This window comes from Streptomyces caelestis, from assembly GCF_014205255.1.
GTDB lineage: Bacteria > Actinomycetota > Actinomycetes > Streptomycetales > Streptomycetaceae > Streptomyces > Streptomyces caelestis.
The window spans coordinates 1,017,651-1,043,453 of the sequence record NZ_JACHNE010000001.1; the positions used below are offsets into that span (position 1 = coordinate 1,017,651).

General features: G+C 71.7%; 26 protein-coding genes and 3 pseudogenes. 15 read left to right on the plus strand and 14 right to left on the minus strand.

What is annotated here, in order from left to right; all coding sequences use genetic code 11:
• Positions 1-107 precede the first annotated feature (107 nt).
• Together HDA41_RS04520 and HDA41_RS04525 are read right to left on the minus strand one after the other, a co-directional pair.
• The gene (locus HDA41_RS04520; protein WP_184980913.1) at positions 108-599 is read right to left on the minus strand and encodes a flavin reductase family protein; all 492 of its coding nucleotides are present in this window, start codon (positions 597-599) and stop codon (positions 108-110) included.
• 83 nt (positions 600-682) lie between these two features.
• Positions 683-1,096 (minus strand): thioredoxin family protein, encoded by a 414-nt coding sequence (locus HDA41_RS04525; protein ID WP_184993137.1) that lies wholly within the window; start codon positions 1,094-1,096, stop codon positions 683-685.
• Between the two features lie 78 nt (positions 1,097-1,174).
• Here HDA41_RS04525 and HDA41_RS04530 point away from each other — a divergent pair, with 78 nt between their 5' ends.
• Entirely contained in the window at positions 1,175-1,591 is a 417-nt protein-coding gene (locus HDA41_RS04530) for a DUF4395 domain-containing protein (protein WP_184980915.1), read from the plus strand.
• A 185-nt stretch (positions 1,592-1,776) separates the two neighbouring features.
• Entirely contained in the window at positions 1,777-2,505 is a 729-nt protein-coding gene (locus HDA41_RS04535; RefSeq protein WP_184980917.1) for a lysophospholipid acyltransferase family protein, read from the plus strand.
• A gap of 37 nt (positions 2,506-2,542) precedes the next feature.
• Here HDA41_RS04535 and HDA41_RS04540 read toward each other — a convergent pair whose 3' ends face one another.
• The gene (locus HDA41_RS04540) at positions 2,543-3,115 is read right to left on the minus strand and encodes a transglutaminase domain-containing protein (RefSeq protein WP_184980919.1); all 573 of its coding nucleotides are present in this window, start codon (positions 3,113-3,115) and stop codon (positions 2,543-2,545) included.
• A 172-nt stretch (positions 3,116-3,287) separates the two neighbouring features.
• Here HDA41_RS04540 and HDA41_RS04545 point away from each other — a divergent pair, with 172 nt between their 5' ends.
• Positions 3,288-4,658, plus strand: coding sequence for a hypothetical protein (locus HDA41_RS04545; protein WP_184980921.1), 1,371 nt, complete (start codon positions 3,288-3,290; stop codon positions 4,656-4,658).
• A gap of 24 nt (positions 4,659-4,682) precedes the next feature.
• On the opposite strand, the gene HDA41_RS04550 is transcribed toward HDA41_RS04545, so the two are convergent.
• Genes HDA41_RS04550 through HDA41_RS04560 form a run of 3 tightly spaced genes read right to left on the minus strand, consistent with a single transcriptional unit; the run spans position 4,683 to position 7,938 of the window.
• Positions 4,683-5,753: a threonine aldolase family protein gene (locus HDA41_RS04550; protein ID WP_184980923.1), complete on the minus strand. Its 1,071-nt coding sequence runs from the start codon at positions 5,751-5,753 to the stop codon at positions 4,683-4,685.
• Complete coding sequence (locus tag HDA41_RS04555; protein ID WP_184993139.1) at positions 5,750-6,499, minus strand: SDR family NAD(P)-dependent oxidoreductase; 750 nt, start codon at positions 6,497-6,499, stop codon at positions 5,750-5,752. Before HDA41_RS04555 ends, HDA41_RS04550 begins: the two co-directional genes overlap by 4 nt.
• A gap of 41 nt (positions 6,500-6,540) precedes the next feature.
• Entirely contained in the window at positions 6,541-7,938 is a 1,398-nt protein-coding gene (locus HDA41_RS04560; RefSeq protein WP_184980925.1) for a DUF6421 family protein, read from the minus strand.
• Between the two features lie 249 nt (positions 7,939-8,187).
• Here HDA41_RS04560 and HDA41_RS04565 point away from each other — a divergent pair, with 249 nt between their 5' ends.
• Entirely contained in the window at positions 8,188-8,871 is a 684-nt protein-coding gene (locus HDA41_RS04565; protein ID WP_184980927.1) for a glycerophosphodiester phosphodiesterase, read from the plus strand.
• A gap of 3 nt (positions 8,872-8,874) precedes the next feature.
• Here HDA41_RS04565 and HDA41_RS04570 read toward each other — a convergent pair whose 3' ends face one another.
• Positions 8,875-9,414 (minus strand): GNAT family N-acetyltransferase, encoded by a 540-nt coding sequence (locus HDA41_RS04570; RefSeq protein WP_184980929.1) that lies wholly within the window; start codon positions 9,412-9,414, stop codon positions 8,875-8,877.
• A 70-nt stretch (positions 9,415-9,484) separates the two neighbouring features.
• Between HDA41_RS04570 and HDA41_RS04575 the strand changes: the two genes are divergently transcribed.
• Positions 9,485-9,877 carry a VOC family protein gene (locus HDA41_RS04575; protein WP_184980931.1) on the plus strand — a complete coding sequence of 131 codons (393 nt, stop codon included), beginning with the start codon at positions 9,485-9,487 and terminating at the stop codon, positions 9,875-9,877.
• Positions 9,878-9,909: 32 nt separating this feature from the next.
• On the opposite strand, the pseudogene HDA41_RS04580 reads toward HDA41_RS04575, so the two are convergent.
• Positions 9,910-10,823 (minus strand): annotated as a pseudogene (locus HDA41_RS04580) (GNAT family N-acetyltransferase).
• Positions 10,824-11,009: 186 nt separating this feature from the next.
• Here HDA41_RS04580 and HDA41_RS04585 point away from each other — a divergent pair.
• Entirely contained in the window at positions 11,010-11,771 is a 762-nt protein-coding gene (locus HDA41_RS04585; protein WP_184980933.1) for a VOC family protein, read from the plus strand.
• 92 nt (positions 11,772-11,863) lie between these two features.
• Positions 11,864-12,916 carry an aldo/keto reductase gene (locus HDA41_RS04590; protein WP_184980935.1) on the plus strand — a complete coding sequence of 351 codons (1,053 nt, stop codon included), beginning with the start codon at positions 11,864-11,866 and terminating at the stop codon, positions 12,914-12,916.
• A gap of 46 nt (positions 12,917-12,962) precedes the next feature.
• Here the strand turns inward: HDA41_RS04590 and HDA41_RS41000 are convergent, their stop codons facing one another.
• Both HDA41_RS41000 and HDA41_RS04600 read right to left on the minus strand, forming a co-directional pair.
• Complete coding sequence (locus tag HDA41_RS41000; RefSeq protein ID WP_230299642.1) at positions 12,963-13,424, minus strand: MarR family winged helix-turn-helix transcriptional regulator; 462 nt, start codon at positions 13,422-13,424, stop codon at positions 12,963-12,965.
• A gap of 425 nt (positions 13,425-13,849) precedes the next feature.
• Entirely contained in the window at positions 13,850-15,514 is a 1,665-nt protein-coding gene (locus HDA41_RS04600; RefSeq protein ID WP_184980939.1) for an FUSC family protein, read from the minus strand.
• Positions 15,515-15,681: 167 nt separating this feature from the next.
• Between HDA41_RS04600 and HDA41_RS04605 the strand changes: the two genes are divergently transcribed.
• The 5 genes from HDA41_RS04605 (at position 15,682) to HDA41_RS04625 (ending at position 19,702) form a co-directional block, all read left to right on the plus strand.
• Complete coding sequence (locus tag HDA41_RS04605) at positions 15,682-16,242, plus strand: DUF5134 domain-containing protein (protein WP_184980941.1); 561 nt, start codon at positions 15,682-15,684, stop codon at positions 16,240-16,242.
• A 98-nt stretch (positions 16,243-16,340) separates the two neighbouring features.
• Positions 16,341-17,276 (plus strand): M56 family metallopeptidase, encoded by a 936-nt coding sequence (locus HDA41_RS04610; protein ID WP_184980943.1) that lies wholly within the window; start codon positions 16,341-16,343, stop codon positions 17,274-17,276.
• Between the two features lie 183 nt (positions 17,277-17,459).
• Entirely contained in the window at positions 17,460-18,155 is a 696-nt protein-coding gene (locus tag HDA41_RS04615; protein WP_184980945.1) for a phosphatase PAP2 family protein, read from the plus strand.
• A gap of 9 nt (positions 18,156-18,164) precedes the next feature.
• Positions 18,165-18,854, plus strand: coding sequence for an HAD family hydrolase (locus HDA41_RS04620; protein ID WP_184980947.1), 690 nt, complete (start codon positions 18,165-18,167; stop codon positions 18,852-18,854).
• Positions 18,855-19,015: 161 nt separating this feature from the next.
• Positions 19,016-19,702 (plus strand): TetR/AcrR family transcriptional regulator, encoded by a 687-nt coding sequence (locus HDA41_RS04625; RefSeq protein WP_184980949.1) that lies wholly within the window; start codon positions 19,016-19,018, stop codon positions 19,700-19,702.
• Here HDA41_RS04625 and HDA41_RS04630 read toward each other — a convergent pair.
• Positions 19,690-21,192 (minus strand): LVIVD repeat-containing protein, encoded by a 1,503-nt coding sequence (locus tag HDA41_RS04630; protein ID WP_184980951.1) that lies wholly within the window; start codon positions 21,190-21,192, stop codon positions 19,690-19,692. The two genes, HDA41_RS04625 and HDA41_RS04630, sit on opposite strands and share 13 nt — an antisense overlap.
• Before the next feature lie 110 nt (positions 21,193-21,302).
• Between HDA41_RS04630 and HDA41_RS04635 the strand changes: the two genes are divergently transcribed.
• Positions 21,303-21,956 carry a DUF305 domain-containing protein gene (locus HDA41_RS04635; RefSeq protein WP_184980953.1) on the plus strand — a complete coding sequence of 218 codons (654 nt, stop codon included), beginning with the start codon at positions 21,303-21,305 and terminating at the stop codon, positions 21,954-21,956.
• Between the two features lie 52 nt (positions 21,957-22,008).
• Here the strand turns inward: HDA41_RS04635 and HDA41_RS04640 are convergent, their stop codons facing one another.
• Complete coding sequence (locus HDA41_RS04640; RefSeq protein ID WP_221511415.1) at positions 22,009-22,527, minus strand: DUF6214 family protein; 519 nt, start codon at positions 22,525-22,527, stop codon at positions 22,009-22,011.
• Between the two features lie 155 nt (positions 22,528-22,682).
• On the opposite strand from HDA41_RS04640, the gene HDA41_RS04645 reads away from it, so the two are divergent.
• Entirely contained in the window at positions 22,683-24,026 is a 1,344-nt protein-coding gene (locus tag HDA41_RS04645) for an FAD-dependent oxidoreductase (protein ID WP_184980955.1), read from the plus strand.
• Here the strand turns inward: HDA41_RS04645 and HDA41_RS04650 are convergent.
• A pseudogene (locus HDA41_RS04650) lies at positions 24,023-24,184 on the minus strand (transcriptional regulator); the annotation flags it as partial. The gene HDA41_RS04645 and the pseudogene HDA41_RS04650 sit on opposite strands and share 4 nt — an antisense overlap.
• Positions 24,185-24,188: 4 nt before the next feature.
• On the opposite strand from HDA41_RS04650, the pseudogene HDA41_RS41005 reads away from it, so the two are divergent.
• Positions 24,189-24,385 (plus strand): annotated as a pseudogene (locus tag HDA41_RS41005) (oxidoreductase); the annotation flags it as partial.
• A 37-nt stretch (positions 24,386-24,422) separates the two neighbouring features.
• Here the strand turns inward: HDA41_RS41005 and HDA41_RS04655 are convergent.
• Positions 24,423-25,763 carry an extracellular catalytic domain type 1 short-chain-length polyhydroxyalkanoate depolymerase gene (locus HDA41_RS04655; protein WP_184980957.1) on the minus strand — a complete coding sequence of 447 codons (1,341 nt, stop codon included), beginning with the start codon at positions 25,761-25,763 and terminating at the stop codon, positions 24,423-24,425.
• Between the last annotated feature and the right edge of the window lie 40 nt (positions 25,764-25,803).

Consider the following 25,803-nt stretch of genomic DNA (forward strand, 5'->3'; position numbering starts at 1 on the left):
CGCCAGTACATCTAGTTCATTCCCGCTAAGCAAGCGCTTTGAACTGTGACCTTCGCAACGCAGCGTAACCGGAACTCGACGGTCCCGCAGCCCTGGGGACACGCGGATCAGTCGTGCAGGCGGTTGAAACGTCCCTGGTGGTAGAGGAGCGGCCGGCCGGTGCCCGCGGGGTCGCCGTGCACCACCTCCGCGATCACGATCCGGTGGTCCCCGGCGGGCACGCGGGCGACGATCCGGCCGACCAGCCAGGCCAGCACGCCGTCGAGCACCGGGACACCCTCGGGCCCCTCCCGCCAGGCGGTGGGCGGGCCGAAGCGGTCGGCTCCGCTGCGGGCGAAGGTGGCGGCCAGCTCCTGCTGGTGCTCGCCGAGGATGTGGACGCCGACATGCCCGGCCGCCGCGATCGCGGGCCAGCTGGAGGATCCGGTGCCGACACCGAAGGACAGCAGGGGCGGCTCGGCGGAGACGGAGGCGAGGGAGGTGGCGGTGAAGCCCACCGGACCGGCGTCGCCACGGGCGGTGATCACGGCGATCCCCGCCGCGTGCCGCCGGAAGACCGAGCGCAGGAGGTCGGGCGTGGCGAGAAGGTCCGCAGGCATGGGGTCAGGCTGACGATAAATGGTCGGCGCAGTCAAGTTCGTTCCCTGATGTGGGAGATGACTCACTGACGGGGTCGCGTCCCTCACACCGCCTCCCCCAGCGCGGCGATCACATCCGCCTTGCGCGGCTGGCCGGTGGCCCGCCGCACCACCCGGCCGTCGGCGTCGAGGACCAGCACGGTCGGGGTCTTGAGGATGTCCAGCCGTCGTACGAGGTCCAGGTGCGCCTCGGCGTCGATCTCGACGTGGGTCACACCCGGGACCATGCCGGCGACCTCGCCGAGGACCCGCCGGGTCGCCCGGCAGGGTGCGCAGAACGCGCTGGAGAACTGCACGAGGGTGGCCCGCTCGCCCAGTTCCGCCCCCAGCTCGGCCGCCTCCAGCCGCTTGCCGTCGTCCCGCCCGCGCACCCGCACTCTCCCGCTCCGCCGCCGTTGCAGCACTCCGTAGGCGCTCGCCGCCGCGAGCACCAGCACGCACACCACCAGTCCGGTCATCACCTGCTGCAAGCGTTCACGAGACCGCAAAGATTCCCGCGCTCCCCACAGGCCCGTCCTGCGGAATGCTTGATTCCTATGGACATCGATGTGAGAGGGCCGCGTTTCGGCGCGGCCGTGACGACCGTCGTCCTGGCGATCGTTCTGGTCACGGGGAGCGCGTGGCTGCTGGCCTGGCAGACGCTGGCGTTCCTGCTGGGCGCGGCCGGTGGGGTGGCCCGATCGCCCTACGGCCTGCTGTTCCGGAAGGCCGTCCGACCGCGGCTCGGGCCGCCGACCGGGTTCGAGGCGCCCGAACCCCCACGTTTCGCCCAGGCGGTGGGGCTCGTTTTCGCCGGGCTGGGGCTCGTCGCCTACACGCTGGGATCCGGCTGGCTGGGCCTCGCGGCGACCGGCGCCGCGCTCGCGGCCGCCTTTCTGAACGCCGTCTTCGGGTACTGCCTGGGGTGCGAGATGTACCTGCTCATGCGGCGGGTGACGGTACGCGCGGAGTAATGGGAGCGTAAAAGCACGAGGTGGGATCAGGCGGAGACGTGACGAGAATCTCCTCACGCGCGGGCACGGGGACTGGCTACCCGGCCGTTCTTGGGGCACGATCTGCGACAAGCCGTAAACCTACGGCTGCGTAACTTCCGCTGGGAATCCCTTCCCAGGCAGAGCAGGAAGGGTTCAACCCGCCCATGGCAGAGCTCGTCTACCGTCCAGTCGTCGGTTTCGCCCGCACGCTGTTCAAGGCGTGGGACCTCAAGATCGACTGTCAGGGTTCGGAGAACATCCCGCGCTCGGGCGGCGCCGTGCTGGTGAGCAACCACATCAGCTACCTGGACTTCGTCTTCAACGGCCTGGCCGCCCTGCCGCAGAAGCGTCTCGTGCGCTTCATGGCGAAGGAGTCCGTCTTCCGCCACAAGATCTCGGGCCCGCTGATGCGCGGGATGAAGCACATCCCCGTGGACCGCAAGCAGGGCGAGGCGGCGTACGCGCACGCCCTGGAATCGCTGCGGTCGGGCGAGATCGTCGGGGTCTTCCCGGAGGCGACCATCTCCCAGTCGTTCACGCTGAAGAGCTTCAAGTCGGGCGCCGCACGCATGGCTCAGGAAGCCGGTGTCCCGCTGATCCCGATGGCGGTGTGGGGTACGCAGCGGCTGTGGACCAAGGGCCACCCCCGCAACTTCAAGCGCAGCCACATCCCCATCACGATGCGGGTCGGCGAGGCGATCGAGGCCTCCCGTGACAAGTACGCGGGCGCGATCACCCGTCAGCTGCGCGAGCGCGTCCAGGAACTCCTAGAGGCCGCCCAGCGCGCCTATCCCGTACGCCCGAAGAGCCCGGACGACACCTGGTGGATGCCGGCCCACCTCGGCGGCACGGCCCCGACGCCGGAGCAGGTGCGGGAGGCGGACGCGCACTGACCCCCGGGTGCGGTCGGCCCGGGGACCGGGTCCCGCTTCACAGTGCGGTGGGGAGTGCCCTCCACAGGTGGGGCCGGTCGACGGCCGCTTTGAGGGTGTCGAGTACGACCGGGTGAGGTGCGGCATACAGGACCGGACAGTCCGCCTCACCGGTCGCCGGGTCGGGCGTGAACGCGAGCCGCTCGCCGTCGAGGGAGAACTGCGCGTCCACGCCCGGCTTGTTGCCCCGGGGGTCCTGCCGGTGCCATGCGCCGTTGAACCGCACGGCGACCAGACCGTGCACCACGTCGAGCTTCTGGTAACACAAAGCGGTCGGGATGTCCTCGGCCCGTAGCAGCGCCGCGAGCGCGTGGGCCTTGGCGTAACAGATGCCGGTGCGCTGTTCCAGCACGTCGGAGGCGCGCCAGGTGACGCGCAGATCGCCCGAATCCTGCGAGTGCGGAATCGTGTCGCGCACGAACTCGAACGCCGCCTGAGCATATTCATACGAGTTCGCCACACCCTTGGCCAGCTTGGCCGCTGTCTCGCGCACGAGCGGATGATGATGGTCTATCGCCTCGTCAGCGGCCAAGTAGGCGGATAGGTCCGGGGTTTCCTGGATCAGCTGCATACAGGCAGAGCATAGGGACGAGTTCACTCTCGGGTCAATTCTTTTCCTGACTTTCGCATATTTATGCATCGCGGAAGAACGGCTGAACATCGCCGCAACCACCCGCCCGGCCACAACCCTTCCGCCGCACCGCCGGTCTCGGCCTCCGCAGATCCGTGACAAGGGGGAAGACATGAAGGACCCACACCGCCTGCTCGGCGCCGCGCTCGGGAGTTGTGTCCTGGCGGCTGCCGGAATCGGGGCCGGCCCCGCGTACGCCCAGGAGAACAAGCTGTGGATCAGCGCGCCCTACGAGACGGTGCTGCCGGGCGTGGACGCGGACGGCGGCGCGCGTGAGCGCAGCCTGGCCGTGCAGGTCAGCCGCGACGTCGCCGACGACACGGTGCCGGCCGGGCGGCTGACCGTCGACATCAGCGAGATCGCCTCGTTCGCGCGGGTGTCCTGGCCCACGAACTGCGAACCCGAGTCGGAGGTCAGGGCGGTCTGCGACTTCCCCGAGATGCCCGCCGGGACGGAGAGCGTGCCGGCCGCCACGTTCGGGCTGCGCGCGCTGCCGGGAGCGGACGTCAGCGCCTCGGGGTACGTGCGCTACTCGGCCGTCGCCGCACAGGCGACGTCCCACCCGGCCGAGACCCGGGTCGGCCTGGGCAACGGGCCCGACCTCGGCCTCAGCCAGACCGACTACCAGCACGGCCTCAGGCCGGGCTCGGAGACGAGCGTGCGTGCCACTCTGTCCAACAGCGGCAACCGCACCGCGGAGCGCACCCTGCTGTGGCTCAACGCCTCGTACGGGCTGCGTTTCGAGCAGCGGCACGCCAACTGCGAGTACCGGGAGCACCACACCGGTACATCCGCCCTGTGCGTGCTGGACGAGGCGGTGGCACCCGGACAGCGGTACGCGCTGAGCACCGGCCTGGACGTGGGCCGGAAAGCGATGTACGAGCGGTTCGACCACTCCGTCCATCCGTACGCCGACGAGACACTGGAGGACATGCGCGGCGACTGGGCGTGGACCCGGGGCACGGGCGCCGAGCTGGACCTGCGTGCCGTGGCCGCCACCGGGGCCGCGGCAGCGGACCCCGACATCGACCCGCAGGACAACCACCGGACCGTCATGCTCAACGCCCGGAACACCGCCGACCTGAAGCTCCTCGGCAGCAGGGTGAGCGGGGCCGCCGGTGACACCGTGACCGCCCGGGTCACCGTGCACAACCGCGGTCCGGCCTGGGTGGCGTCGCTGGGTGCGGGCGCCTCCGTGGCGAAGGTGCGGTTCCAGGCGCCGCAGGGCACCACCGTCATGGGGCTGCCGGAGGAGGACTGCTGGACCTCGGAGGACGGCGCGTCCCCCACCACCTACTACTGCAGGACGCCGATCTACCTGCACGACAAGGCGTCGCACACCTTCGAGATCCCCCTGCGGATCGACCGGGTGGTGCGCGGCGCACGCACCACCGTCGCCACCGTCAACGACGATCCCGAGCTGAGCATCAGGAAGTTCGACCCGAACCTGCGCAACAACAGCGCGCGGATCGTCGTCAACTGACGCGGCACCCGCGAGGGGGTGGCCCTAGCGGGCCATCTCCTCCTTCAGTGCCGCCACGAACGCGTCCACGTCGTCCTCGGTCGTGTCGAAGGCGCACATCCAGCGGACGTCGCCCGCGGCCTCGTCCCAGAAGTAGAAGCGGAACCGCTTCTGGAGGCGCTCGCTCACGTCGTGCGGCAGGCGGGCGAACACCGCGTTGGACTGCACCGGGTGGAGGATCTCCACGCCGTGCACGGCGCGTACGCCCTCGGCGAGGCGCTGGGCCATCTCGTTGGAGTGGCGGGCGTTGCGCAGCCACAGGTCCCGGGCGAGCAGGGCCTCCAGCTGCACCGACACGAAGCGCATCTTGGAGGCGAGCTGCATGGACAGCTTGCGCAGGTGCTTCATGTGGCTGACGGCGTCCTGGTTCAGGACCACGACCGCCTCGCCGAACAGGGCGCCGTTCTTCGTGCCGCCCAGGGAGAGGATGTCGACCCCGGCGGCGTTGGTGAGCGTGCGCATCGGGACGTCCAGGGTGGCGGCGGCGTTGGCCAGCCGGGAGCCGTCCAGGTGCACCTTCATGCCGTGCGCGTGGGCGTGCTCGCACAGGGCGCGTATCTCGTCGGGTGTGTAGACCGTGCCCAGCTCGGTGGTCTCGGTGATGGAGACGACCTGCGGCATCGCGCGGTGCTCGTCGTCCCAGCCGTACGCCTGCCGGTCGATCAGCTCGGGCGTGAGTTTGCCGTCGGGTGTGGGCACGGTCAGCAGTTTCAGGCCGCCGACCCGCTCGGGCGCCCCGCACTCGTCGACGTTGATGTGCGCGCTCTCGGCGCAGATCACCGCGCCCCAGCGGTCCGTGACCGCCTGGAGGGCGACGACGTTGGCGCCGGTGCCGTTGAAGACCGGGAACGCCTCGGCCGTCGGCCCGAAGTGGCTGCGGACGACACTCTGCAGGTTCTCGGTGTAGGAGTCCTCGCCGTACGCGACCTCGTGCCCGCCGTTGGCCAGGGCCAGGGCGGCGAGCACCTCCGGGTGGGCGCCGGCGTAGTTGTCGCTGGCGAAACCGCGGACCTCGGGGTCGTGATGGCGACGGGCGTCGGTCTTCGGCGGGTTCACGGCTTGTCGGTGAGCCACAGACGGTTTCCGTTCACTTCGGCGGCGGGCTTCTTCCAGACCTCGGTGACGGCCTCGGCCAGGTCCTTGACGTCCGTGAAGCCCGCGAACTTCGCGTTGGGTCGCTCGGCGCGCATCGCGTCGTGCACCAGTGCCTTCACCACCAGGATGGCAGCCGCCGAGGTCGGGCCCTCGGGGCCCCCGGCCTTGCGGAAGTAGTCGGCCATGGCCAGCGTCCACGCCTCGGCGGCGGCCTTGGCGGCGGCGTAGGCGGCGTTGCCCGCGGTGGGCTTGCTGGCACCCGCCGCGCTGATCAGCACGTACCGGCCGCGGTCGCTGCGCTGGAGCGCCTCGTGGAAGGCGAGGGAGGTGTGCTGCACGGTGCGGACGAGCAGCATCTCCAGGAAGTCCCAGTCGTCGAGGCTGGTCCTGGTGAAGGTCTCGCTGCCGCGCCAGCCGCCGACGAGATGGACCAGGCCGTCGACACGGCCGAAGTCCTTCTCGATGCGGGTGGCCCAGTCGTGAGTCGCCCGCAGGTCGAGCAGGTCGACCGTGTCACCGGTGACGGTGGCGCCGCCGGTCGCGTAACTCGCCGCGTCCACCGCCTCCGCCAGCCGCTCCGGGTCGTTGTCCGAGCCGATGACGGTGGCCCCCGCCTCGGCCAGTTTGAGCAGCGCGGCCCGGCCCGCGGGTCCGCCCGCTCCGGCCACCGCGATCACCGCACCGCTGAGCGCCCCGTTCCCCGCCATGGTCTTCGCCTCCTGAGCCGTGGTCTCGCTTCGCTGATCGCTCACGCGGCGATCCGCTCGGCGCCGTCCGCCGTGATGCCCTTGGTGGAGGCGATCACGTTCTTCAGCTTCTTGGACAGTGCCTCATAGAACATGCTCAGCGGAAACTCGTCCGGAAGCACGTCATCGACGAGTTTCCGCGGCGGCTGCGTCACGTCCAGCGCGTCGGGGCCCTTGGCCCACTTCGAGCCCGGGTGCGGGGCGAGGTAGGCGGAGACGAACTCGTACCCGGCGAACCAGTGGACGAGCTTGGGGCGGTCGATGCCGTCGCGGTACAGCTGCTCGATCTCGGCGCACAGCTGGTTGGTGACCTGCGGGGCGCGCTCCCAGTCGAGGGAGAGCTTGTTGTCGGTCCAGCGGACGACCTCGTGCTTGTGCAGGTAGGCGAAGAGCAGCTGGCCGCCGAGGCCGTCGTAGTTGCGTACGCGCTCACCGGTGACCGGGAAGCGGAACATACGGTCGAAGAGGACCGCGACCTGCACGTCACGGGCCTGCGGGACGCCGTCGGCAGCGAGCTTCACGGCCTCCTTGAAGGCGGTGAGGTCGCAGCGCAGCTCCTCCAGGCCGTACATCCAGAACGGCTGGCGCTGCTTGATCATGAACGGGTCGAACGGCAGATCGCCGTGGCTGTGAGTGCGGTCGTGGACCATGTCCCACAGGACGAACGCCTCCTCGCAGCGCTTCTGGTCGTGGACCATCGCGGCGACGTCCTCGGGCAGCTCCAGGCCGAGGATGTCGACGGCGGCGTCGGTGACGCGGCGGAAGCGGGCGGCCTCGCGGTCGCAGAAGATGCCGCCCCAGCTGAAGCGCTCGGGGGCCTCGCGCACGGCGATGGTCTCGGGGAAGAGCACGGCGGAGTTGGTGTCGTACCCCGCTGTGAAGTCCTCGAACTTGATGCCGCAGAACAGCGGGTTGTCGTAGCGGGTGCGCTCCAGTTCGGCCAGCCAGTCCGGCCAGACCATGCGCAGCACGACCGCTTCGAGGTTGCGGTCCGGGTTGCCGTTCTGCGTGTACATGGGGAAGACGACCAGGTGCTGGAGGCCGTCGGCGCGGTTCGCGGCGGGCTGGAAGGCCAGCAGCGAGTCGAGGAAGTCGGGCACCTGGAAGCCGCCGTCGGCCCACAGGCCGAGGTCCTTGACCAGGGCCTCGTGGTAGTCGCGATCGTGCGGGAGCAGCGGGGAGAGTTCCAGGACCGCGTCGGCGACCTGGCGGACGGCGAGTTCGGCGTCGGCCGGGTCGGGCGCGTCCTCGGCGTCGAAGTCGATGGACCCGTCCTGGGACTGCCATGGCCGGATGCGCTCCACGGCATCCTTGAGCACGGGCCATGCCGGGTGCTTCACCACCCTGGCACCGGGAGGAACCCGCTCCCCCGAGCCCACCTGCACAAGAATTTCCGTCATGTCACACCTTCCACGGGAGAATCTCTCGTACGTCGACCGTATACGTACGAGGTTCCTCCCAGCAAGGGATCCCTCGGGAAAATATCCTGCCTCACCCCGCCCTTCACGGCACTTTTTCCTGTCGACCATGCTTGTGCCCGTACGCACGCCGACCATGCCCTCACCCTCTGCACAGGGCCGGTACAGGCGATACGGTCAGATGGGCCGCCAGGCCCCCACTGCCGCCTGTCGACGGAAGAGAGTCGCGTCTTGAACTTCCTCACCATCGGTCACCGCGGAGTCATGGGCGTGGAGCCCGAGAACACCCTCCGGTCCTTCCTCGCCGCGCAGGAGGCCGGCCTGGACGCCATCGAACTCGATCTGCACCTGAGCAAGGACGGCGCGCTCGTCGTCATGCACGACACGGACGTGGACCGCACGACCGACGGCACCGGACCGATCGCCGAGAAGACCCTCGCCGAGCTGCGGGCCCTGGACGCGGGCCGCGGTGAGCGGGTGCCGGTCTTCGAGGAGGTCCTGGAGGCCGTTCAGGCGCCCCTCCAGGCGGAGATCAAGGACGCGCAGGCGGCGCGGGCCCTGGCGCAGGTCATGAACGAGCGGGGGCTGGCCGGGCGGGTGGAGGTGTCCTCGTTCCACGACGAGGCCATCGCCGAGATCAAGCCCCTGGTGCCGGGTGTGCGCACCGCGCTGATCGCCAGCCGCTACGGCACCGACATCGTGGACCGCGCCGTCGCGGCCGGTGCCGAGACCGTCTGCCTGAACATCAGGCGGCTCACCCTGGAGATCGTGGAGCGCGCCCGCAAGGCCGACCTGAGGATCATCGGCTGGGTGGTGAACACGCAGGACCATCTGCGTCTCGTCCGCGCCTTCGGCCTGGACGGCGCGACCACCGATCACCCGGACATCAAGCGCACGGGCCGTTTCACGGCGTAGTGGCTAGGCGAGCTCCTTGATCAGCAGCTCGAACTCCAGGTCGTCGCGCTGCGGGATGCCGAAGCGCTCGTCGCCGTACGGGAACGGGGTCGTCCGTCCCGTACGGCGGTAGCCGCGCCGCTCGTACCAGGCGATGAGGTCGTCGCGCACGGAGATGACGGTCATGTGCATCTCCGTCACGCCCCACGTCTCGCGCGCCTGCCGCTCCGCCTCCGCGATGATCACCTTGCCGAGGCCCGCGCCCTGGAGCCGGGGGCTGACCGCGAACATGCCGAAGTAGGCGTGCTCCCCCCGGTGCTCCAGCTGGCAGCAGGCGACGATCCGCCCCTCCCGCTCCACCGTCAGCAGCCGGCCGTCGGGCGACTTGACGACGGCCAGCACACCCTCCGGATCGGTCCGCTGCCCTTGGAGGATGTCCGCCTCGGTGGTCCACCCGGCCCGGCTCGCGTCACCCCGGTACGCCGACTCGATCAGCACGACCAGCTCGTCCACGTCGGCGTCCGTGGCATCGCGGTAGGTCAGTCCGTGGGCGGCGGTGTCCATGGGCGTGCGTCTCCGTTTCGTGGCGCGCTGGGGCAGGGACGAGAGTAACTCCACGACTAGCCTCCAGTGCATGGTGCACGTACTCAGCAGCCGGATTCTGCTCCGCCCCACCGACCCCGAGCGGTCCCGTGCCTTCTACGGCGAACAACTCGGGCTCGCCGTGTACCGGGAGTTCGGCACGGGACCGGAACGCGGGACGGTCTACTTCCTCGGCGGTGGCTTCCTGGAGGTCTCGGGCCGGTCCGAGACCCCGCCGGCGCCGGCCACGCGGCTGTGGCTTCAGGTCGACGACGCGGGGGCGGCGCAGGCCGAGCTGCGGGCGAAGGGCGTGGAGATCGTACGGCCGCCGGTGAAGGAGCCCTGGGGGCTGGTCGAGATGTGGATCGCGGATCCGGACGGGACGCCGATCGTGCTGGTGGAGGTCCCGGCGGACCATCCGATGCGCTACCGGCCGGGCATCTGAGGTCACCTGCCCTACCGCCCGGGCAGCTGGGGTCACCCGGGGCGGTGCTCCCAGCCGCGGTCGGTACGGGTCAGCTCGCCAAAGCCCGCGCCCGTCAGGTGGCCGAACATGGTGCTGTCGGCGGCGGATTCGCAGGCGACGAGCCGGTCGACACCACACAGGCGGAGCCAGTCGGCGGCCTGGCCGAGCAGCCAGTGCTCCAGTCCGGTGCCGTACTGCGCGGGGTCGATGTGCAGGTTGCCGATGTCGGCCAAGCCGGCGGCGCGGGCGTGGCGTTCCGGGCGGGCCAGGGCCGTGTCGATCTCGACGAAGCCGAGGGCGCCGGTGTCGGCGCGGACGGTGAAGCGAGTGCCGCACTCCCCCAGCGTGCGCTCGATCGTGACGCCCGGCCGGGGCTCGGCCGCGGGCAGGTCGGCCACCCGGGCGATCAGGATGACCTCGGTGTCCCCGACGTGCGCGAAGCCCGCGCGTTCGTAGACGGCGCGGACGTGCGGCCAGTTGCGGGGCAGGCCGTGGACGAGAGGGGCGGGCAGCGCGCCGTCGGCATACCGGACGCGGGCGTTCCAGCGGGCGCACTGTGCCAGGCCCGCCCGCATCAGCAGGTCCGCGGCCTGGTCGGTGTCCGGCCAGAAGGACGCCGCCGGACGGCACACGAACCAGTCGATCCGGCGGCGTCCCGGTAGGCCTCGCCGACCTCGGCGTCGGCGCGATAGCGCAGCAGGTGGGCCGCGGCGACGACGTACTCGCGCTGCTCGGCGACGAGCGTCGTCCGCTCGGCCACCCACGGGTCGGTGATGAACTCGCCGGGCTGCCGCTCCAGGTCGCTCAGGACGGTGTTGACCGAGACCGAGACGCCGGGGACGACGGCCGCCACGTGCGTGTTGACCAGGTCGGTGAGCTGGTCGCGGTCGGCTCGGCGGAAGGGGCGCACCTCGAGCGCGGGCATGGAAGACCTCCGGGCAGGGTGAAGGAGCTGAGGAGCTGGAGGCCGCCACGCGGTGCGGTACGGGGGTGAGGGTACGTCGGGGCCCGGTGCGGCACACCAGTGGGTTTCCCCGATGGCAGGGAGAACGGACCGCGGCTTAGCGTGCTGGAGAGGCTCATGCCCGGGACTCCCTGCGGAAGGAACGCCATGAAGCTCGACGCACCGGTGACCGGCGGGCCCTGCTGGACCGAGCTGGGGACCACCGACCTGCAGGCGGCCCAGCGGTTCTACACGAGGCTGTTCGGCTGGCGGCCCGAGACGGACCCGCGTCAGGAGGCGGGCGGTTACACCGTCGCGCACCTCGGGGACGCGGCCGTCGCCGCGCTCGCCCCGCTGTACCAGCCGTCGCAGCCGGTCGCGTGGAACGTGTCGTTCGCGGTGACCGACGCGGACGCCACCGCCCGTGAGGTGACGGAAGCGGGCGGGACGCTGCTGTTCGGGCCGATGGGCGTGTTCGACATGGGCCGTTTCGCGGTGGCCGCCGATCCGGGCGGTGCCGTGTTCCAGGTGTGGCAGGCGGAGACCTTCCCGGGCGCCGGGCTGTTCAACGCGCCCGGTTCGCTGGGCTGGGTGGAGCTGTACACCCGGGATCCCGAACAGGCCGTGGCCTTCTACAGGCGGGTGTTCGGCTGGAGCGTCAACGCCTCGGAGCGGTACACCCAGTGGGGCGTCGACGGGGCGGACTTCGGCGGCATGGTGACGATGGACGACAAGTTCCCGCCCGAGGTTCCGGCGCACTGGCTGCCGTACTTCACCGTGGCGGACGTGGACGCCACGACCGCCGTCGTCCAGAAGCTCGGCGACGTCCTGATGGTCCCCACCTCCGTCCCCGACGGACCGCGCATCGCGGTGCTGCGGGACCCGCAGGGGGCGATGTTCGGTGTGTACCGGGCGGGCGACGAGGACTGAGGCGACGGTGTGTGACGCCGGGGCCGTCGTTTGCGTTGAAGTGGGCTCCAGCTCCTAGCGTCGTGCGTACGACCTCCCGGAGGGAAGAGACCGTGCGTTACACACTGTTCGGCAAGACCGGTCTGCGCGTGAGCGAGCTGAGCCTCGGCGCGATGACCATCGGCGACGACTGGGGCTGGGGTGCCGGCAAGGAGGCCAGCGCCCGGATCGTCGACGCCTACGCGGAGGCGGGCGGCAACTTCATCGACACCGCCAACAACTACACCGACGGCAGCTCGGAGCGGATCCTCGGGGAGCTGCTCCAGGGCCGCCGCGACACGTTCGTGCTGGCCAGCAAGTACACCTGCGGGATCCGCGACGGCGACGTCAACGCCGCGGGCAACCACCGCAAGAACCTGGTCCAGTCGGTCGAGGCGAGCCTGGAGCGGCTGCGCACCGACCGGCTGGACGTGCTGTGGGTCCACGCCCGGGACAACTTCACGCCGGTCGAGGAGGTCATGCGGGCCCTGGACGACCTCGTCCGCACGGGGAAGGTCCTGTACGTCGGCGTCTCGGACTGGCCGGCCTGGGAGATCGCGCAGGCCAACACCCTGGCGGAGCTGCGGGGCTGGACCGCGTTCGCCGGTTCGCAGCTGCGCTACAGCCTGCTGGAGCGGACCCCGGAACGCGAGCTGCTGCCCCAGGCCCGGGCGTTCGACCTGGCTGTGCTGGCATGGGCGCCGCTCGCGGCCGGGAAGCTCACCGGCAAGTACCGCAGGGGCGAGGCGGGGCGGCTGGACACCACGGGCGGTGACGTCGACCCGCGCGAGGAGGCGGTGATCAGTGCCGTCCTGGAAGTCGCCGAGCAGGGCGGCTGGAGCCCGGCCCAGGTGGCACTGGCCTGGCTGCTGGCCCGGCAGGGCAACGTGGTCCCGATCATCGCGGCGACCAGGGAGAGCCAGCTCGCCGACAATCTGGCCAGCGTCGACGTCCGCCTCGACGCGGATGCCCTCGCCCGCCTCGACGAGGTGAGCGCGGTGCCGCTGGGCTTCCCGCACGACTTCGTCCGCGAACCGGCCATCACCCGGAACATCTACGGCGACCGCTGGCCGGCCATCGAGGACCGCCGCTCCACGCATCGCCGCACGGCGCACGAGGTGCTCTGACCGGTGAGCCGGGCCGCTGCGCCCCTGGGCGACGGCCGGTTGATGGTCAGCTCCGCAACGCGCCCAGGCGGCCTTCCAGCTGGCCGAGCAACTCACCGAGCAGGGCAGCCAGTTCACCCTGCTCGGGGCCGTCCAGGCCGGACAGGGCGGCGGTCTCGTAGGCGAGCTGGGCAGGCAGGATGCCGTCGACGAGCTCACGACCGGCGTCGGTGAGGCGCAGGTGGGCGACACGGCGGTCGCGGGCGTCGCCGCGGCGTTCGACCAGGCCGCGTTCGGTCAGCTGCTTGAGGCGCTTGGTGACGGCGGCGCCCGAGGAGAAGGTCTCCCGGGCCAGCTCCCCGGGCGTCAGCTCGTGCCCGGTGCGGCGCAGCGCGCCGAGCAGGTCGAACTCGGGACGGCTGAGCCCCGCCCTGCGCAGGGGCGCGTCCTCGGCCTGCTGGAGGAGGGCGGCGCAACGGTTGATCCGCCCGATGATCTCCATCGGCCCGGTGTCGAGCCCGGGGTGCACGGCCTGCCACTGCCGGACGACGGCGGCGACGGTATCGCCCCTCCGGCGGCCGACGAGGTCCCCATTGACGGCAGAGGCGTCACCGGACGGATCCCGTCCAGCCGTCGGGGCCTCACCGTCTGGACCTCCATCAGCCGAAGCGTCATCGGCCGGGGTCCGTCCAGACTCAGGGGCCTCGCCGCCGAAGGCTCCTCCAGCCGCAGAACTCCCGCCGACCACATCACCTTCAGCCGCAGGGGTCTCGCCGCCCGGGCCCCCTCCAGCCGCCCGGGCCCGTTCCGCGAGGTCCTCTCCCGCCCTCTGGGGCTCATCAGCCACCCGGCTGTCCCCCGCCAGCTCCCCACCGGCCACCGGCTTCGGGCCCGGCTCCGGTTCCGGGCCGCCCCCTGGCCCGCCCCCGTTGGGCGATGGTCCATCCGTCGCCGTCATGGCCGTGCGTCCTCCGTCTCTGTGTCCTTGCCCCGGTCAGGGAGCAGCCCCTGGCGTCGTGCCGTCGCCGCGAGCGTACGGTGCCCGGACTGTTCGGCGAGCACGACCCGCTCCTGGGGAAGGGCGCGCTGCCACCATTCGCCGGCCGCGGCGTCGGCGGTGGCGCGCAGGTCGACCAGGGCGACGGCGAGTCCGCGGCGGGCGGCTTCCAGGGCGGCGGCGTCGGGATCCGGCTCGGCCAGGAGGCGGGCGGCGCGCTCACGGGCCCGGTCGGCGGCGGTCAGGGCGCGTTCGACGCGGTCACCGGCACGCCGGTTGGTGACGGCCACGGCGGCGGCGAAGCCGACCAGGGCTCCGACGACCGTGTCCACGATCCGCTCCGTCATCAGCTCGCCCGGCTTCTGGTACCCGGCGAACTCGGTGATGAGCAGCGCCATGGGGGTCACGCAGACGCTGCCGAGCCAGTAGTTGCGGCTGATCAGCAGCTCGGCGCCGAAGCTGAACGCGAGGCAGCACAGCACGAGGGCCGCCTGGCCCAGGTGCGCGAGCGGTACGACGGCCGCGAAGACGAGCACCCCGACGACGTTGCCCACGACGCGCTGCACGGCCCGGCTCCAGGTCAGGGCGACGTTCGCCTGGTAGAGCGAGGCGGCCGTGACCAGCGCCCAGTAGGGGCGGCCGATACCGAGGGCCAGGGAGGCGTAGCCGGCGAGCGCGCAGCCGAGCGCGGTGCGTACCGCGAGCGGGGTCAGCGGGCCCAGCCGCGCCCAGAGGCCGCAGGCCGCGTCCACACCGAGCAGTTCGTCGGCTGCTGCCGGCGGCAGCCCGGCCTGCGGGACGGGCCCGGTGCCGCGCAGCGCGCCCGCCCACGCACGCAGGCGGTCGGCGTCGGCGTCCGTCGGCGCGGCGAGGGCCACCTCGGCACGGACGACGAGCCGTTCGAGCGCGCGCCGGGTACGGGACGGGGCGCCGGCGGACAGCAGCGACTGCCAGGCGGCCTGCACGGCGGCGTAGCCCGCGGCACGGGCCCGGGCATGGCCCTCACCGGTGCCGCCCGTGTCGGCGTACGCGGCGGCGGCCTTCAGCGCGGCGGCGGTGGCGCGGCGCTCCGGACCGTGCGGGCGGACCAGCGCGGGTGCCATGCAGACCAGCCACGCCCACACACCCGTCGCGGCGGCCAGCGCCAGATGGCCGGGGACCTGGGCGAGGGTTTGCGGCGCGAACAGGGAGGCGGAGCTGACGAACGTGAGGACGACATGGCCGGGCGGTCCGACGCGGGTGGTGTCGCACAGCACCTTCTGCGCGGCGGCCAGCAGAGCGCCGACGGTGACCAGCACGACGGCGCTGCCGGTGAGCGAGGCCGCCACCAGGGCGGCGGCGAGCCCGCCGAGCATGCCGAGCACGACCCACACCAGGGCCCGGGCCCGGGCGGCGTACGGCCGGTTGTGGGCGTACAGCGCGCACAGGGATCCGGCCATCGTGTACAGCGCCAGGTCGAGCCGGCCGAGCGCCAGCAGGGTGAGGCTGGGCGGGGCGATCGCCGCGACCACGCTCAGCGCGGGCTTGAACCAGATGTCCGAGGGATGGCCGACGCGCAACACGCCCGCCAGTGGGAGACGCCGGGCGGGCGGGGAGACGGGGGCGGGGGTCGCGCTGCTCATACGAGCAAGATTAGCAGGTGTTTTACTCGTAAAACATACATTCTCATCTGCTGTGCTCCGTCGAATGCTCCCCGTGTACACCCTTGCGCTCGCGTGCGCGCCACCTCACCCGGGCATCGAATGACCGACTGTTTCGGGCTGACCGACTGCCGAGCGGGGAGGTGCGCGTGCACGGACCGGCTTCGTCCGGCTGGCTGCTGGTGGCGCTCTGCGCGGTGACCGGCGCCTACTGCCTGGTGCGGATGCGCAGCGGCGCCGGGGAGCAGCGCAGCGCTGCGGGCGGCGAGGCGCTGATGGCTCTCGGGATGGCCGCGATGGCCGTGCCGGCGGCCGTGTTCACTCCGCCCTCGTGGGCCTGGCCCGCCTACGCGGCGGTGTTCGGGGTGGCCGCGCTGCCCGCGCTGTGGGCGGCGCGGGCCGGAGCCCATCACCTCCACCACCTGGTGGGGTCCGGGGCCATGGTCTACATGTCCGTCGTCATGGCCGGTGCTCCCGCACACGCGCACGGACAGGGGGGATCGGGAGTCCCGCTCCTGACGGGTGCTCTGCTGTTCTACTTCGCCGGATACGTGCTGCTGACCGGCGTCCGGCTGGTGCCGGTGGCCGCCGTGGCGGGAAGCGGGGCCGGGGGCGTCGGGCCCGGCGGCTGGGGCGACCGGCCGGAGCTGGCGCGGGCCTGCCGGCTGTCCATGGGGATCTCGATGGTCGCGATGCTGCTGACGCTGTGAGAGTGCCGTCCCGGCACGCCGTACGGATTCGTTGCCTGCGTCACTTCGGCGTCACAAGTCGTACCCCTGAGCGGCGCCGCACTCATAGGCTGCGCCTCATGATGCTCCCCGCGGCACTGTTGCTGCTCGGCGCCCTGATCGCAGTGGTCGCTCCCCGGCTGCTCGCCCGGGCGGACTGGCCGGATCGTGAGCCGGTCGTGGCGCTGTGGGTGTGGCAGTGCGTGGTGGCGGCCGTGCTCGTGTGCTGCGCGCTGTCGATGACGCTCAGCGCGGCAGCGGCCTGGCACGCGGTCGGCGGGCACGTCTTCGCGACGGCGCCGAGCCCGGTCGTCGAGGCGTACGCGCCCGGCACGGCGGGCCCCTGGGCGGCGGCCACCGCCGTGGCGCTGGCCGTCGGCGGACTGTGGAGCGCGGCGATGCTGGTCCGCGAGATCGGCGGGGCACGCGCCCGGGGCCGCCGCAGGCGTGCCGATCTGCTGGTCAGGGCGCCGCTGCTGCCGGGCGAGGTGGCCGTGTCCGGCCGGCTCGTCGTCCTGGAGAGCGAGCAGCCCGACGCCTGGTGGCAACCCGGCACTCCGCCGCAACTGGTCGTCACGACGGCCGCGTTGCGACGGCTGAAGGGCCGGCAACTGGACGCCGTGCTCGCCCACGAGCAGGGGCACGCGCGGGCCCGGCACGACTGGCTGCTGAACTGCTCCTCCGCACTGGCGGGCGGCTTTCCGCAGGTGCCGGTGTTCGCGGCGTTTCGCGACGAGATGCACCGCCTGGTCGAACTCGCCGCCGACGACACGGCGTCCCGCCGCTTCGGCCGCCTGACCACGGCCCTGGCCCTGGTCGAACTCAACGAGCACCGCGGCGTGTTCGGCCCCTGCCCGACGCCGCTGGCGCATGTCCCGGCGCGGGTGCACCGGTTGCTCACTCCCCCGGACCGTCTGCCCGCGGCACGCCGGCTGCGGCTGACGGCGACGGCCGCGCTGGTGCCCGTGGTGCCGGTGCTGGTGGCGTTCGCACCTGGGCTGCGGGCGCTGGGATAGCCCGACGCGTGCGGCCCGGGGGCACCGGCGGCGTGCGCGCCGGTTTCGGGCGCTTCAGGGTGGCACCAGGAGGGCGCCAGGGGACACACCGGGTGACGTCAGGGTGGCCGAAGCGTGCCGTCCGGGGCCCGAAGATCGTCACCGTACTGGATCCGGAGCCCCCGGTTCGGCGAGGATCGCATCATGCACACCCCGACCGTCGACTCCCCGCCCCGCCCGCAGCACCGCACCGCCGCCCGGTCGGCCGGCGTCCTGGCGCTGTGCTCCGTCCTGCTACTGACCCTCGTCGCGACCAGATGGAGCCCGCTGATCAGCGCGGACGGAGACATCTCCGCCACCACCCACCGCTGGGCGGTCGAGGAATCCGGCATCACCCAGGCGTGCCGCATCCTCACGGACTGGGTGTGGGACCCGTGGACCATGCGACTGCTGTGCGCGGTCGTCGTCGTGTGGCTGGTCGTGCGGCTCGCGGCGCGCTGGACGGCGGTGTGGCTGGCGCTGGCCGTCACGCTGGGCACGCTGTTCCAGCAGGCCCTCAAGGCGGCGGTGGACCGCCCCCGTCCCATCTGGCCCGACCCTGTCGACTCGGCCCACTACGCGGCCTTCCCGTCGGGCCACGCCATGACCGCCACAGTCGTGTGCGGCCTCCTCCTGTGGCTCCTGCGCCGTCACGGCGTCGGCCGTGCCGTGTGGCGTACGGCCGTGACCGTGGCCGTCGTGTCCGTGGTCGGCGTGGGGCTGACCCGTGTCTGGCTGGGCGTCCACTGGCCGTCGGACGTGGTGGGGGGCTGGCTGCTGGGCGCGACGGTGGTGGCCCTGGCCGTGTGGACGCACGAGCACCGGCAGCCGCGCACCCACCCGGACACCACCGCCTCGTAGGATCGCCCCATGACGGCTGTGCTGTTCGACTTCTCCGGAACGCTCTTCCGTGTCGAGTCCACCGAGTCCTGGCTGCGCGGCGTCATGGCCGGCGCCGGAGTCCCCTGCACCGAGGCGGAGTTGACCGCCACCGCGCGGGCGCTGCAAGCGGTCGGCGCGCTGCCGGGCGGTGGCGACCCCGCGCGGGTGCCCGAGGAACTCACCGACACCTGGCTGGTCCGGGACCAGAGCGCCGCCCTGCACCGGGCCGCCTACACCGGCCTCTCCCGCCTGGTCACGCTGCCCGACCCGGCGTTGCACGACGCGCTGTACGACCGCCATATGACACCGGCGGCGTGGACCCCGTACCCGGACGCCGTCGAGGTGCTCCGCACGCTGCGGGAGCGGGGCATCCCCGTCGGGGTGGTCAGCAACATCGGCTGGGATCTGCGCCCGGTGTTCCGCGAGCACGGCCTGGACGCCTACATCGACGCGTACGTCCTGTCGTACGAGCACGGCATCCAGAAGCCCGACCCGCGGCTGTTCGCCACCGCCTGCGAGGCGCTCGGCGCCGATCCGCGCCGGACGCTCATGGTCGGCGACGACCGCAGGGCGGACGGCGGGGCCACCGCCCTGGGCTGCGAGGTGCACTTCGTGGACCACCTGCCGGTGACCGACCGGCCGGACGGACTGCGTCCGGTCCTGGGCCTGGTGGGTTGAGGCCGCACCAGGCCGCTGGTCACACAGCCATCTGCTCGCCTGCCTCGGACGATCCCCCGTGTCGCCCGAGGCAGACGGCATCGCCGGCTCGGACCGCGAGGTCCTGGCCGGACGTCTCCGAGTATAGTTGGCTGGCAGCCAGTCAACGCAGGAGTTACAGCATGTGCCCGCGCAGCGCCTCGGTCAATGAACAGTTGCGGAGGCGTTCGAAGGAGCGACTTCTCCAGGCGGCGATCGAGCTGGTCGGCGAGCGCGGCTTCGAGGCCACGACGCTCGGTGACATCGCCGACCGGGCGGGCTCGGCCCGCGGGCTGGTCTCGTACTACTTCCCGGGCAAACGCCAGCTCGTGCAGTCCGCCGTGCACCGGCTGATGCACCGCACGCTGGAGGAGGCGCTGGAGCGCGAGCCGCGTACCGAGGACGGCCGGGAGCGGATGGCCCGGGCCATCGACGCGATCCTGGGCCTGGCCAGGGACCGGCCCGTGCTCATGCGCCAGCACATGGCGGGGCTGTTGCAGGCCGAGGGCTTCGTACCCTGCCCGGAACAGCGGCGCTTGGCCGAACTGCTGCGGGACACCGTCGCCCGGCACGGGTCGCGGGACGTCGACAGCGACTACCCGATGCTGCGCGCCCTGCTGATGGGTGCCGTGTACGCCGCCCTGGTGCCGGGGGTGCCGATGCCGGTCCCGGTGCTGCGGGCCGAGCTGTTCAAGCGCTACCAGCTCGACTGGGAGCTTGGCCTCCCGCCGGAGACCGGAGCCTCCGGCGGGCGGAGTGACAGGGATCTGTCGCGGTTCTTCGCGACCGGTGCCGCACCGCAGTGCGGTCCGACGGGTCAGCCGAAGTAGTCCGGCTGTGTCTGGACGTTGAGCTCCCGCAGGTGGATCCACCGTGCCGGGTCCGTGCGCCGGTCCTTGATCTTCAGGACGTCGAAGCCCTTGGTGATCTCGTTCGAGTAGATGTAGCCGTTGTAGTAGTAAGCCGACCACGAACCGCCGAAGGTCAGCCGGTCGGTGCTCGCCGGGCCGCGTTCGAAGTAGGCGATCTCCCTGGGCTTCGACGAGTCGGTGAACTCCCAGACGGACACACCGCCCTGGTACCAGGCCTGGACCATCAGGTCCCTGCCCTTCACCGGGATCAGCGAGCCGTTGTGGGCCACGCAGTTCTCGGTGTCCGCCTGGTGGCGGGAGATCTTGAAGTAGGTGCGGAAGACGAGCTTGCGCTCGTCGCCCTTGCCGACGATGTCGTAGATGCCGTCGGCACCGCGGTTCGGGCCGGTCGCCGCGTTGCAGGTGGCCGCGGGGCCGCCGCCCAGCTCGTCGGTGAACACGACCTTGTTCGCCTTCTGGTTGAAGGTCGCCGAGTGCCAGAAGGAGAAGTTGACGTTGTCCTGCACCCGGTCGATGACCTTCGGGCGCTCCGGGTCCTTGACGGAGAACAGGATGCCGTCCCCCATGCAGGCGCCCGCGGCCAGGTCCTTTGAGGGCAGCACGGTGATGTCGTGGCAGCCGGTGGTCTTGGAGACGCCCGGATTGGCGGGCCCGCCCGGATTGCCGCCGCCGTCCGGCCCCTCACCGGGGAACAACACGGGGAAGCCCACGACCGCCGCCTTCTCGGGGGCGTTGCGCGGCACCTTGATGACGGAGATGCCGTCGTGCGGCGGCCGGCAGTCGGGGTAGGCGGCGTTCGGCGCGTACGAGGAGACGTAGACGTAGACGTTGCGGCGCTCGGGCACCAGCGTGTGGGTGTGCGAGCCGCAGGCGGTCTCGACGGCGGCGACGTACCTCGGGTTCCGCTTGTCGCTGATGTCGAAGACCTTCATGCCCTCCCACGAGGACTTCTCGGTCGCCGGCTGTGTGGTACTGCTGCAACTGCTGTCGCTGCGCGAGGAGTCGGTGGACAGGAACAGCAGGTCGCCGGAGACGGAGATGTCGTTCTGCGAGCCCGGGCACAGCACCTGCGCGACCGTCTTCGGTGCCCTGGGATCGCCGATGTCGAAGATGCGGAAGCCGTCGTAGTTGCCGGCGAAGGCGTACCTGCCCTGGAAGGCCAGGTCCGTGTTGATGCCGGGCAGCACGTCCTTGGGGATGTTGGCGACGTGCTCGATGTTGGCGGAGTGGACGATCTCGTCCTGGCCGGGTATCTCGCCGTTCGCGATGGCCTCGCGCGCCTCGGCCCGCGCGCTCTCGGAGACCTCCTTCGGCGTGGGCGGCGCGTCCCCCGGGTCGGGGGTGGCCCCTGCCGGCGCCGCCACGAGGAGCGCGGCCAGCAGTCCGCCGGCGATCGCGCCGGCTCCCAGGCGTCTGCGGCGTGTTCTGCGGTCGTTCAACAGGATCACTGTTTTCCTCCCTGGTGCCGTTCGCTGCGGAACGGTTCACGCACCACGCAGTATCGTCCTCGTCATGCACATATCAATAGACCGCAATCCGCCTGCCGCAGGAGGTCGTTGTGCTCTTCCGTCGCGCGTCCCGTACGTCCGCCGTCACGACGGGGCTGGTCGCCCTGGCCGCCCTCACGGCCGGGGGCTGCGACTCCGGTCCGGACCGGAAGCCGGCCGCCGCGGACGGGCCTGCCGTGATCGCGCCGGGTGAGCCCGGCGAGGCGAACCGCACCCTGTCGGCCGAGGAGGCCGCCGACCAGCACTCGGAGAACGACTCCCCCAACTCGGCGGATGTCTCCTACGCCCGCATGATGATCGACCACCACGCCCAGGCTCTGGTGATGACCGAACTCGCCCCGCGGCGCGCCGAGTCGGCGCAGGTGAAACGGATCGCCGAACGGATCGCCGCCGCCCAGAAGCCGGAGATCGAGGCCATGAAGGGCTGGCTGAAGTCGCACGGCAAGCCACTGAAGGCAGAGCGGCACGAGCACGCCGTGATGCCCGGGATGGCCACCGAGGCACAACTGAACGAGCTCCGCGCCGCCGGCGGGAAGACGTTCGACCAGCTCTTCCTGACGCTGATGACGACCCATCACCAGGGCGCGATCACGATGGCCACCGACGTGAAGGGACAGGGCAACAACATCCGGATCGAGGAGATGGCCGACGAGGTGATCGCCCAGCAGACGAGCGAGATCACACGGATGCGGGACATGCTCTAGGCGGGGCCCCGGCAGGCTTGCGGTCCCGGTCGCGCCCCGGGGCCGGACCCGCTCAGCGCCGGGCGCGGCGCGCCGTCAGGAGCCCGGCGTCCCGGGCCTGGCCGATCAGCCTGAGGGACTTGCGGCGGCTGTGCCCGGTCGCGCACATCACGGCGAGGACCGGATCGGCACCGTCCCGCTGGGCCGCGCGGTACTCCTGCGCGACCAGCCACCGCCCCTGCGCACCGAGCGGCCAGGCCGGCCGGGCACGCCGCCCCCGGCCTCCCCGGTCCTCGGGAGCCGTCGCGGCACCGGCGCAGCACGCCTCGGCCAGCGAGTCCTCGATCCAGTCGGCGAGCACCGCCAGGTCGTCGAGAGACAGCGCGGGCTGCGCCCGTACGTCCTCGACGCCGACGCATCCCCCGGCCACGACGGCCAGTGCGTCGACGTGGGCGCCGTCCGTGAAGGCCAGCCGGACGTCGAACCACCGCGTGGCGTCCCCGTTCTCCCGCACTTCCCACGCGGGCCGCACGGACACCGCGCTGTCCACCGGCGAGCGATCAGAAAGATTGAGAAAGGATGCTTCCAGCATACACAGAACGTAACCGAATGATCACATTCCCTACAGATCGGACACGCACCCCGATCGGAGCACAGCACCCTGTCAGCGGAGCCCGGCCGGTGCGATGCTGGAGGCATCAGCGCTCTCGTGAGATCCCTCGGGATCCCCGGGTAAGGAGTTCCGCCGTGCTGCGAGTCGCCGTCGTAGGCTCCGGGCCGAGCGGGTGCTACACCGCCCAGAGCCTCGTCCAGCAGAACCCCGAGGTGCGCGTCGACGTCCTGGACCGGCTGCCGTGCCCGTACGGCCTGGTCCGCTACGGCGTGGCTCCGGACCACGAGAAGATCAAGTCGCTCCAGAACAACCTGCGCACCATCCTGGAGCACGACCGGGTCCGGTTCCTCGGAGGTGTCCAGGCGGGCCCCGGCGGGGTGCCGGTCGCCCGGCTGCGGGAGCTCTACCACGCGGTGGTGTACTGCGTGGGCGCCGCCACCGACCGGCATCTGGGCATCCCCGGGGAGGAGCTGCCGGGCAGCTGGTCGGCGACGCAGTTCGTGTCCTGGTACAGCGCCCACCCGGACGCCGTGGACGCCGGATTCCTGCGGGAGGCCCGGTCGGCCGTGGTGATCGGCGTCGGGAATGTCGCCGTGGACGTCACCCGGATGCTGGCGCGCGGCCTGGCCGAGCTCAGCCCGACCGACATGCCACAGGCGGCCCTGGCCACACTGGCGGCGAGCCAGGTGACAGAGATCCACATGGTGGGCCGGCGCGGCCCGTCCCAGGCCCGCTTCACCACCAAGGAGCTACGCGAACTGGGCACCCTGCCGGAGACCGACGTCATCGTGGACCCGGCGGAGCTGGCCCTGGACCCCGGATACACCGACCCGTCCGCCCTGCCCGCCGTACAGCGCCGCAACGTGGAGGTCCTGCGTGGCTGGGCCGAGACACCGCCGAGCGGCGCCCCCCGCCGGATCCGGCTGCGCTTCTTCCTCCGTCCGGCCGCACTGCTCGCCGAGCGGGGCCACGTGGGCGCGGTACGGTTCGAGCGGACGGCACCGGACGGGCACGGCGGCGTGACGGGCACGGGCTGGTTCGAGGACGTCGAGGCGCAGTTGGCGCTGCGCTCGGTGGGCTATCGCGGAGTGCCGCTGGAAGGGCTGCCGTTCGACCCGGACAGCGGCACGGTGCCGAATCTGGCCGGGCGCGTCCTGCGCGAGGGCGTCGTCACACCCGGCGAGTACGTGGCCGGCTGGATCAAGCGGGGCCCGACGGGCGTCATCGGTACGAACCGCCCCTGCGCGAAGGAGACGGCGACATCGCTGCTGGAGGACGCCCCCGCGCTCGCCATGAAGGCCGTACCCGACGACCCCCTCGCGGCCTTGCGCGCCGAAGGCACCGACGCGGTCGAATGGACGGGCTGGCAGTCGATCGAGCGAGCGGAGGCGGAACTGGGCGCATCGCTGGGCCGCGGAGTGGTCAAGCTCCCGGACTGGCAGTCCCTGATGAACGCCGCGCAGGGCAACAGGCTCTAAGACCGCCCGGCCTGCCGGCCCGCCGCGTCGAGCAGGGCATCCAACAGCCCCGGAAACAGCTCGTCCAGATCGTCCCGCCGCAGCCCGTTCATCTTGGCCGTCCCCCGGTACACCTGCCGAATCACCCCACTCTCCCGCAGCACCCGGAAGTGATGGGTGGGCAAGCCGGAGACGAGGCTGCCGGTAGCCGCGGTGGGATTGATCACCGATGTCGAGCAGGCCGAGAAGATCCTGGCCAACGGCGAGGCCGAGCGGTCCTGCCGGGCCGCGAGCTGCTGCGCAACCCCTCGTGGGCCCGGCAGGCGGCGCGGGAACTCGGCGGTGAGGTGCGGGTGCCGGACCAGTACCACCGGTCGGTCTGGGTCGGCACCCGCACCCCGAGGCACACCGCCCACGTCAACCGGTCGCGCACGCCGTCCCGTTGAGCGTGAACGCGGCCGGAGCGGCGCTGTTGCCGCCGTGACCGGCCTGGTAGCCGATGCTCACGCTCGCGCCGGGCGCGATGGTGCCGTTGTAGGACGCGTTGGCAGCGGTCACCGACCCGGACGAGGGCGTGTACGTGGCGCCCCAGCCGCCCGTGATCGTCTGCCCGGCGGGGATCGTGAAACCGAGCTTCCAGCCGTTGACCGTCGTCGTACCGGTGTTGGTGATCGTCACGGAGGCGGTCAGGCCGGTGTTCCAGGCGTTCACCGCGGCCGTCACCTTGCAGGCGCCGGGCTGGGGCTGGGGAGCCGGGCCCGGCTTGTCGAGGCCGAAGAAGGTGAGCACCCGGGATGCCATGCCGTGGGCGTACAGGTTGTGGCCGACGCCCTGGAGGCTGACGGCTTCCACGGGCGCCTGGTCGCCCGTGCCGCCGTAGCGGGTGCGGATCCAGCCGGACTGGGGTGTGTCGGTGGCGGCCGGGGTCTGGCTCACGCCCTGCACGTTCGTCCACTGTTTGATCTGCTCCCCGAAGTTGGGGTAGCGCAGGACGTCGTCCTCGGTGCCGTGCCAGATCTGCATCCGCGGGCGGGGGCCGCTGTAACCGGGGTACGCGTTCCGGACCAGGTCGCCCCACTCCTTCGGGGTGCGGGTGATCGTGCCGCCCGAGCAGTTGCTGTTCCACTCGGAGCCGTCGGTGGTGGCGAAGCAGGCGAACGGCACGCCGGAGAAGGCGGCGCCCGCCGCGAACACGTCGGGGTAGTCGCCGAGCAGGACGTTCGTCATCATCGCGCCGGAGGAGATGCCGGTGGCGAACACCCGGCCGGTGTCGGCGTCGTAGGTGCGGGTCACCCAGTCGATCATCGACTTGATGCCGACCGGGTCGCTGCCGCCGCCGCGGCGCAGTGCCTGGGGCGAGGAGACGTCGAAGCACTTGCTGCTGCGTGTGACGGACGGGTAGAGCACGATGAACCCGTACTGATCCGCCAGCGTGTCGTACTCGGTGCCGTTGTACATGTCCGGGCCCGAGCCGGTGCACCAGTGCACGGCGACCACCACCGCCGGGTTCGGCCTGACGCTCTCCGGCACGTACAGGTACATCCGCAGGTTGCTGGGGTTCGTACCGAAGTCGGTGACCTCGGCGAGGGTCGCGGTGGCTACGGCCTTCTCAGGGGCTGAATCACGGGCGGGCTCGCGGGCGGCGGCCGCGGATGCGGTGAGCACCGTGGCCGCGAGCAGCGGCAGCAGCCCGGCGAGGAGGGCGAGGAGCGTCGACCGCAGCGGTCTCCTCGTCGAGGGGTGGGGGGTGGCAGGCACGTCCGGGTCCTTTCCGTTGTGAGGCGCGGCTCGCAGGACG

Coding starts and splice junctions, on each gene's coding strand:
- HDA41_RS04520 (WP_184980913.1), bottom strand. CDS start 599: ATGCCTGCGGACCTTCTCGCCACGCCCGACCTCCTGCGCTCGGTCTTC.
- HDA41_RS04525 (WP_184993137.1), bottom strand. CDS start 1,096: ATGACCGGACTGGTGGTGTGCGTGCTGGTGCTCGCGGCGGCGAGCGCC.
- HDA41_RS04530 (WP_184980915.1), top strand. CDS start 1,175: ATGGACATCGATGTGAGAGGGCCGCGTTTCGGCGCGGCCGTGACGACC.
- HDA41_RS04535 (WP_184980917.1), top strand. CDS start 1,777: ATGGCAGAGCTCGTCTACCGTCCAGTCGTCGGTTTCGCCCGCACGCTG.
- HDA41_RS04540 (WP_184980919.1), bottom strand. CDS start 3,115: ATGCAGCTGATCCAGGAAACCCCGGACCTATCCGCCTACTTGGCCGCT.
- HDA41_RS04545 (WP_184980921.1), top strand. CDS start 3,288: ATGAAGGACCCACACCGCCTGCTCGGCGCCGCGCTCGGGAGTTGTGTC.
- HDA41_RS04555 (WP_184993139.1), bottom strand. CDS start 6,499: ATGGCGGGGAACGGGGCGCTCAGCGGTGCGGTGATCGCGGTGGCCGGA.
- HDA41_RS04560 (WP_184980925.1), bottom strand. CDS start 7,938: ATGACGGAAATTCTTGTGCAGGTGGGCTCGGGGGAGCGGGTTCCTCCC.
- HDA41_RS04570 (WP_184980929.1), bottom strand. CDS start 9,414: ATGGACACCGCCGCCCACGGACTGACCTACCGCGATGCCACGGACGCC.
- HDA41_RS04575 (WP_184980931.1), top strand. CDS start 9,485: ATGGTGCACGTACTCAGCAGCCGGATTCTGCTCCGCCCCACCGACCCC.
- HDA41_RS04585 (WP_184980933.1), top strand. CDS start 11,010: ATGAAGCTCGACGCACCGGTGACCGGCGGGCCCTGCTGGACCGAGCTG.
- HDA41_RS04600 (WP_184980939.1), bottom strand. CDS start 15,514: ATGAGCAGCGCGACCCCCGCCCCCGTCTCCCCGCCCGCCCGGCGTCTC.
- HDA41_RS04610 (WP_184980943.1), top strand. CDS start 16,341: ATGATGCTCCCCGCGGCACTGTTGCTGCTCGGCGCCCTGATCGCAGTG.
- HDA41_RS04615 (WP_184980945.1), top strand. CDS start 17,460: ATGCACACCCCGACCGTCGACTCCCCGCCCCGCCCGCAGCACCGCACC.
- HDA41_RS04620 (WP_184980947.1), top strand. CDS start 18,165: ATGACGGCTGTGCTGTTCGACTTCTCCGGAACGCTCTTCCGTGTCGAG.
- HDA41_RS04625 (WP_184980949.1), top strand. CDS start 19,016: ATGTGCCCGCGCAGCGCCTCGGTCAATGAACAGTTGCGGAGGCGTTCG.
- HDA41_RS04640 (WP_221511415.1), bottom strand. CDS start 22,527: ATGCTGGAAGCATCCTTTCTCAATCTTTCTGATCGCTCGCCGGTGGAC.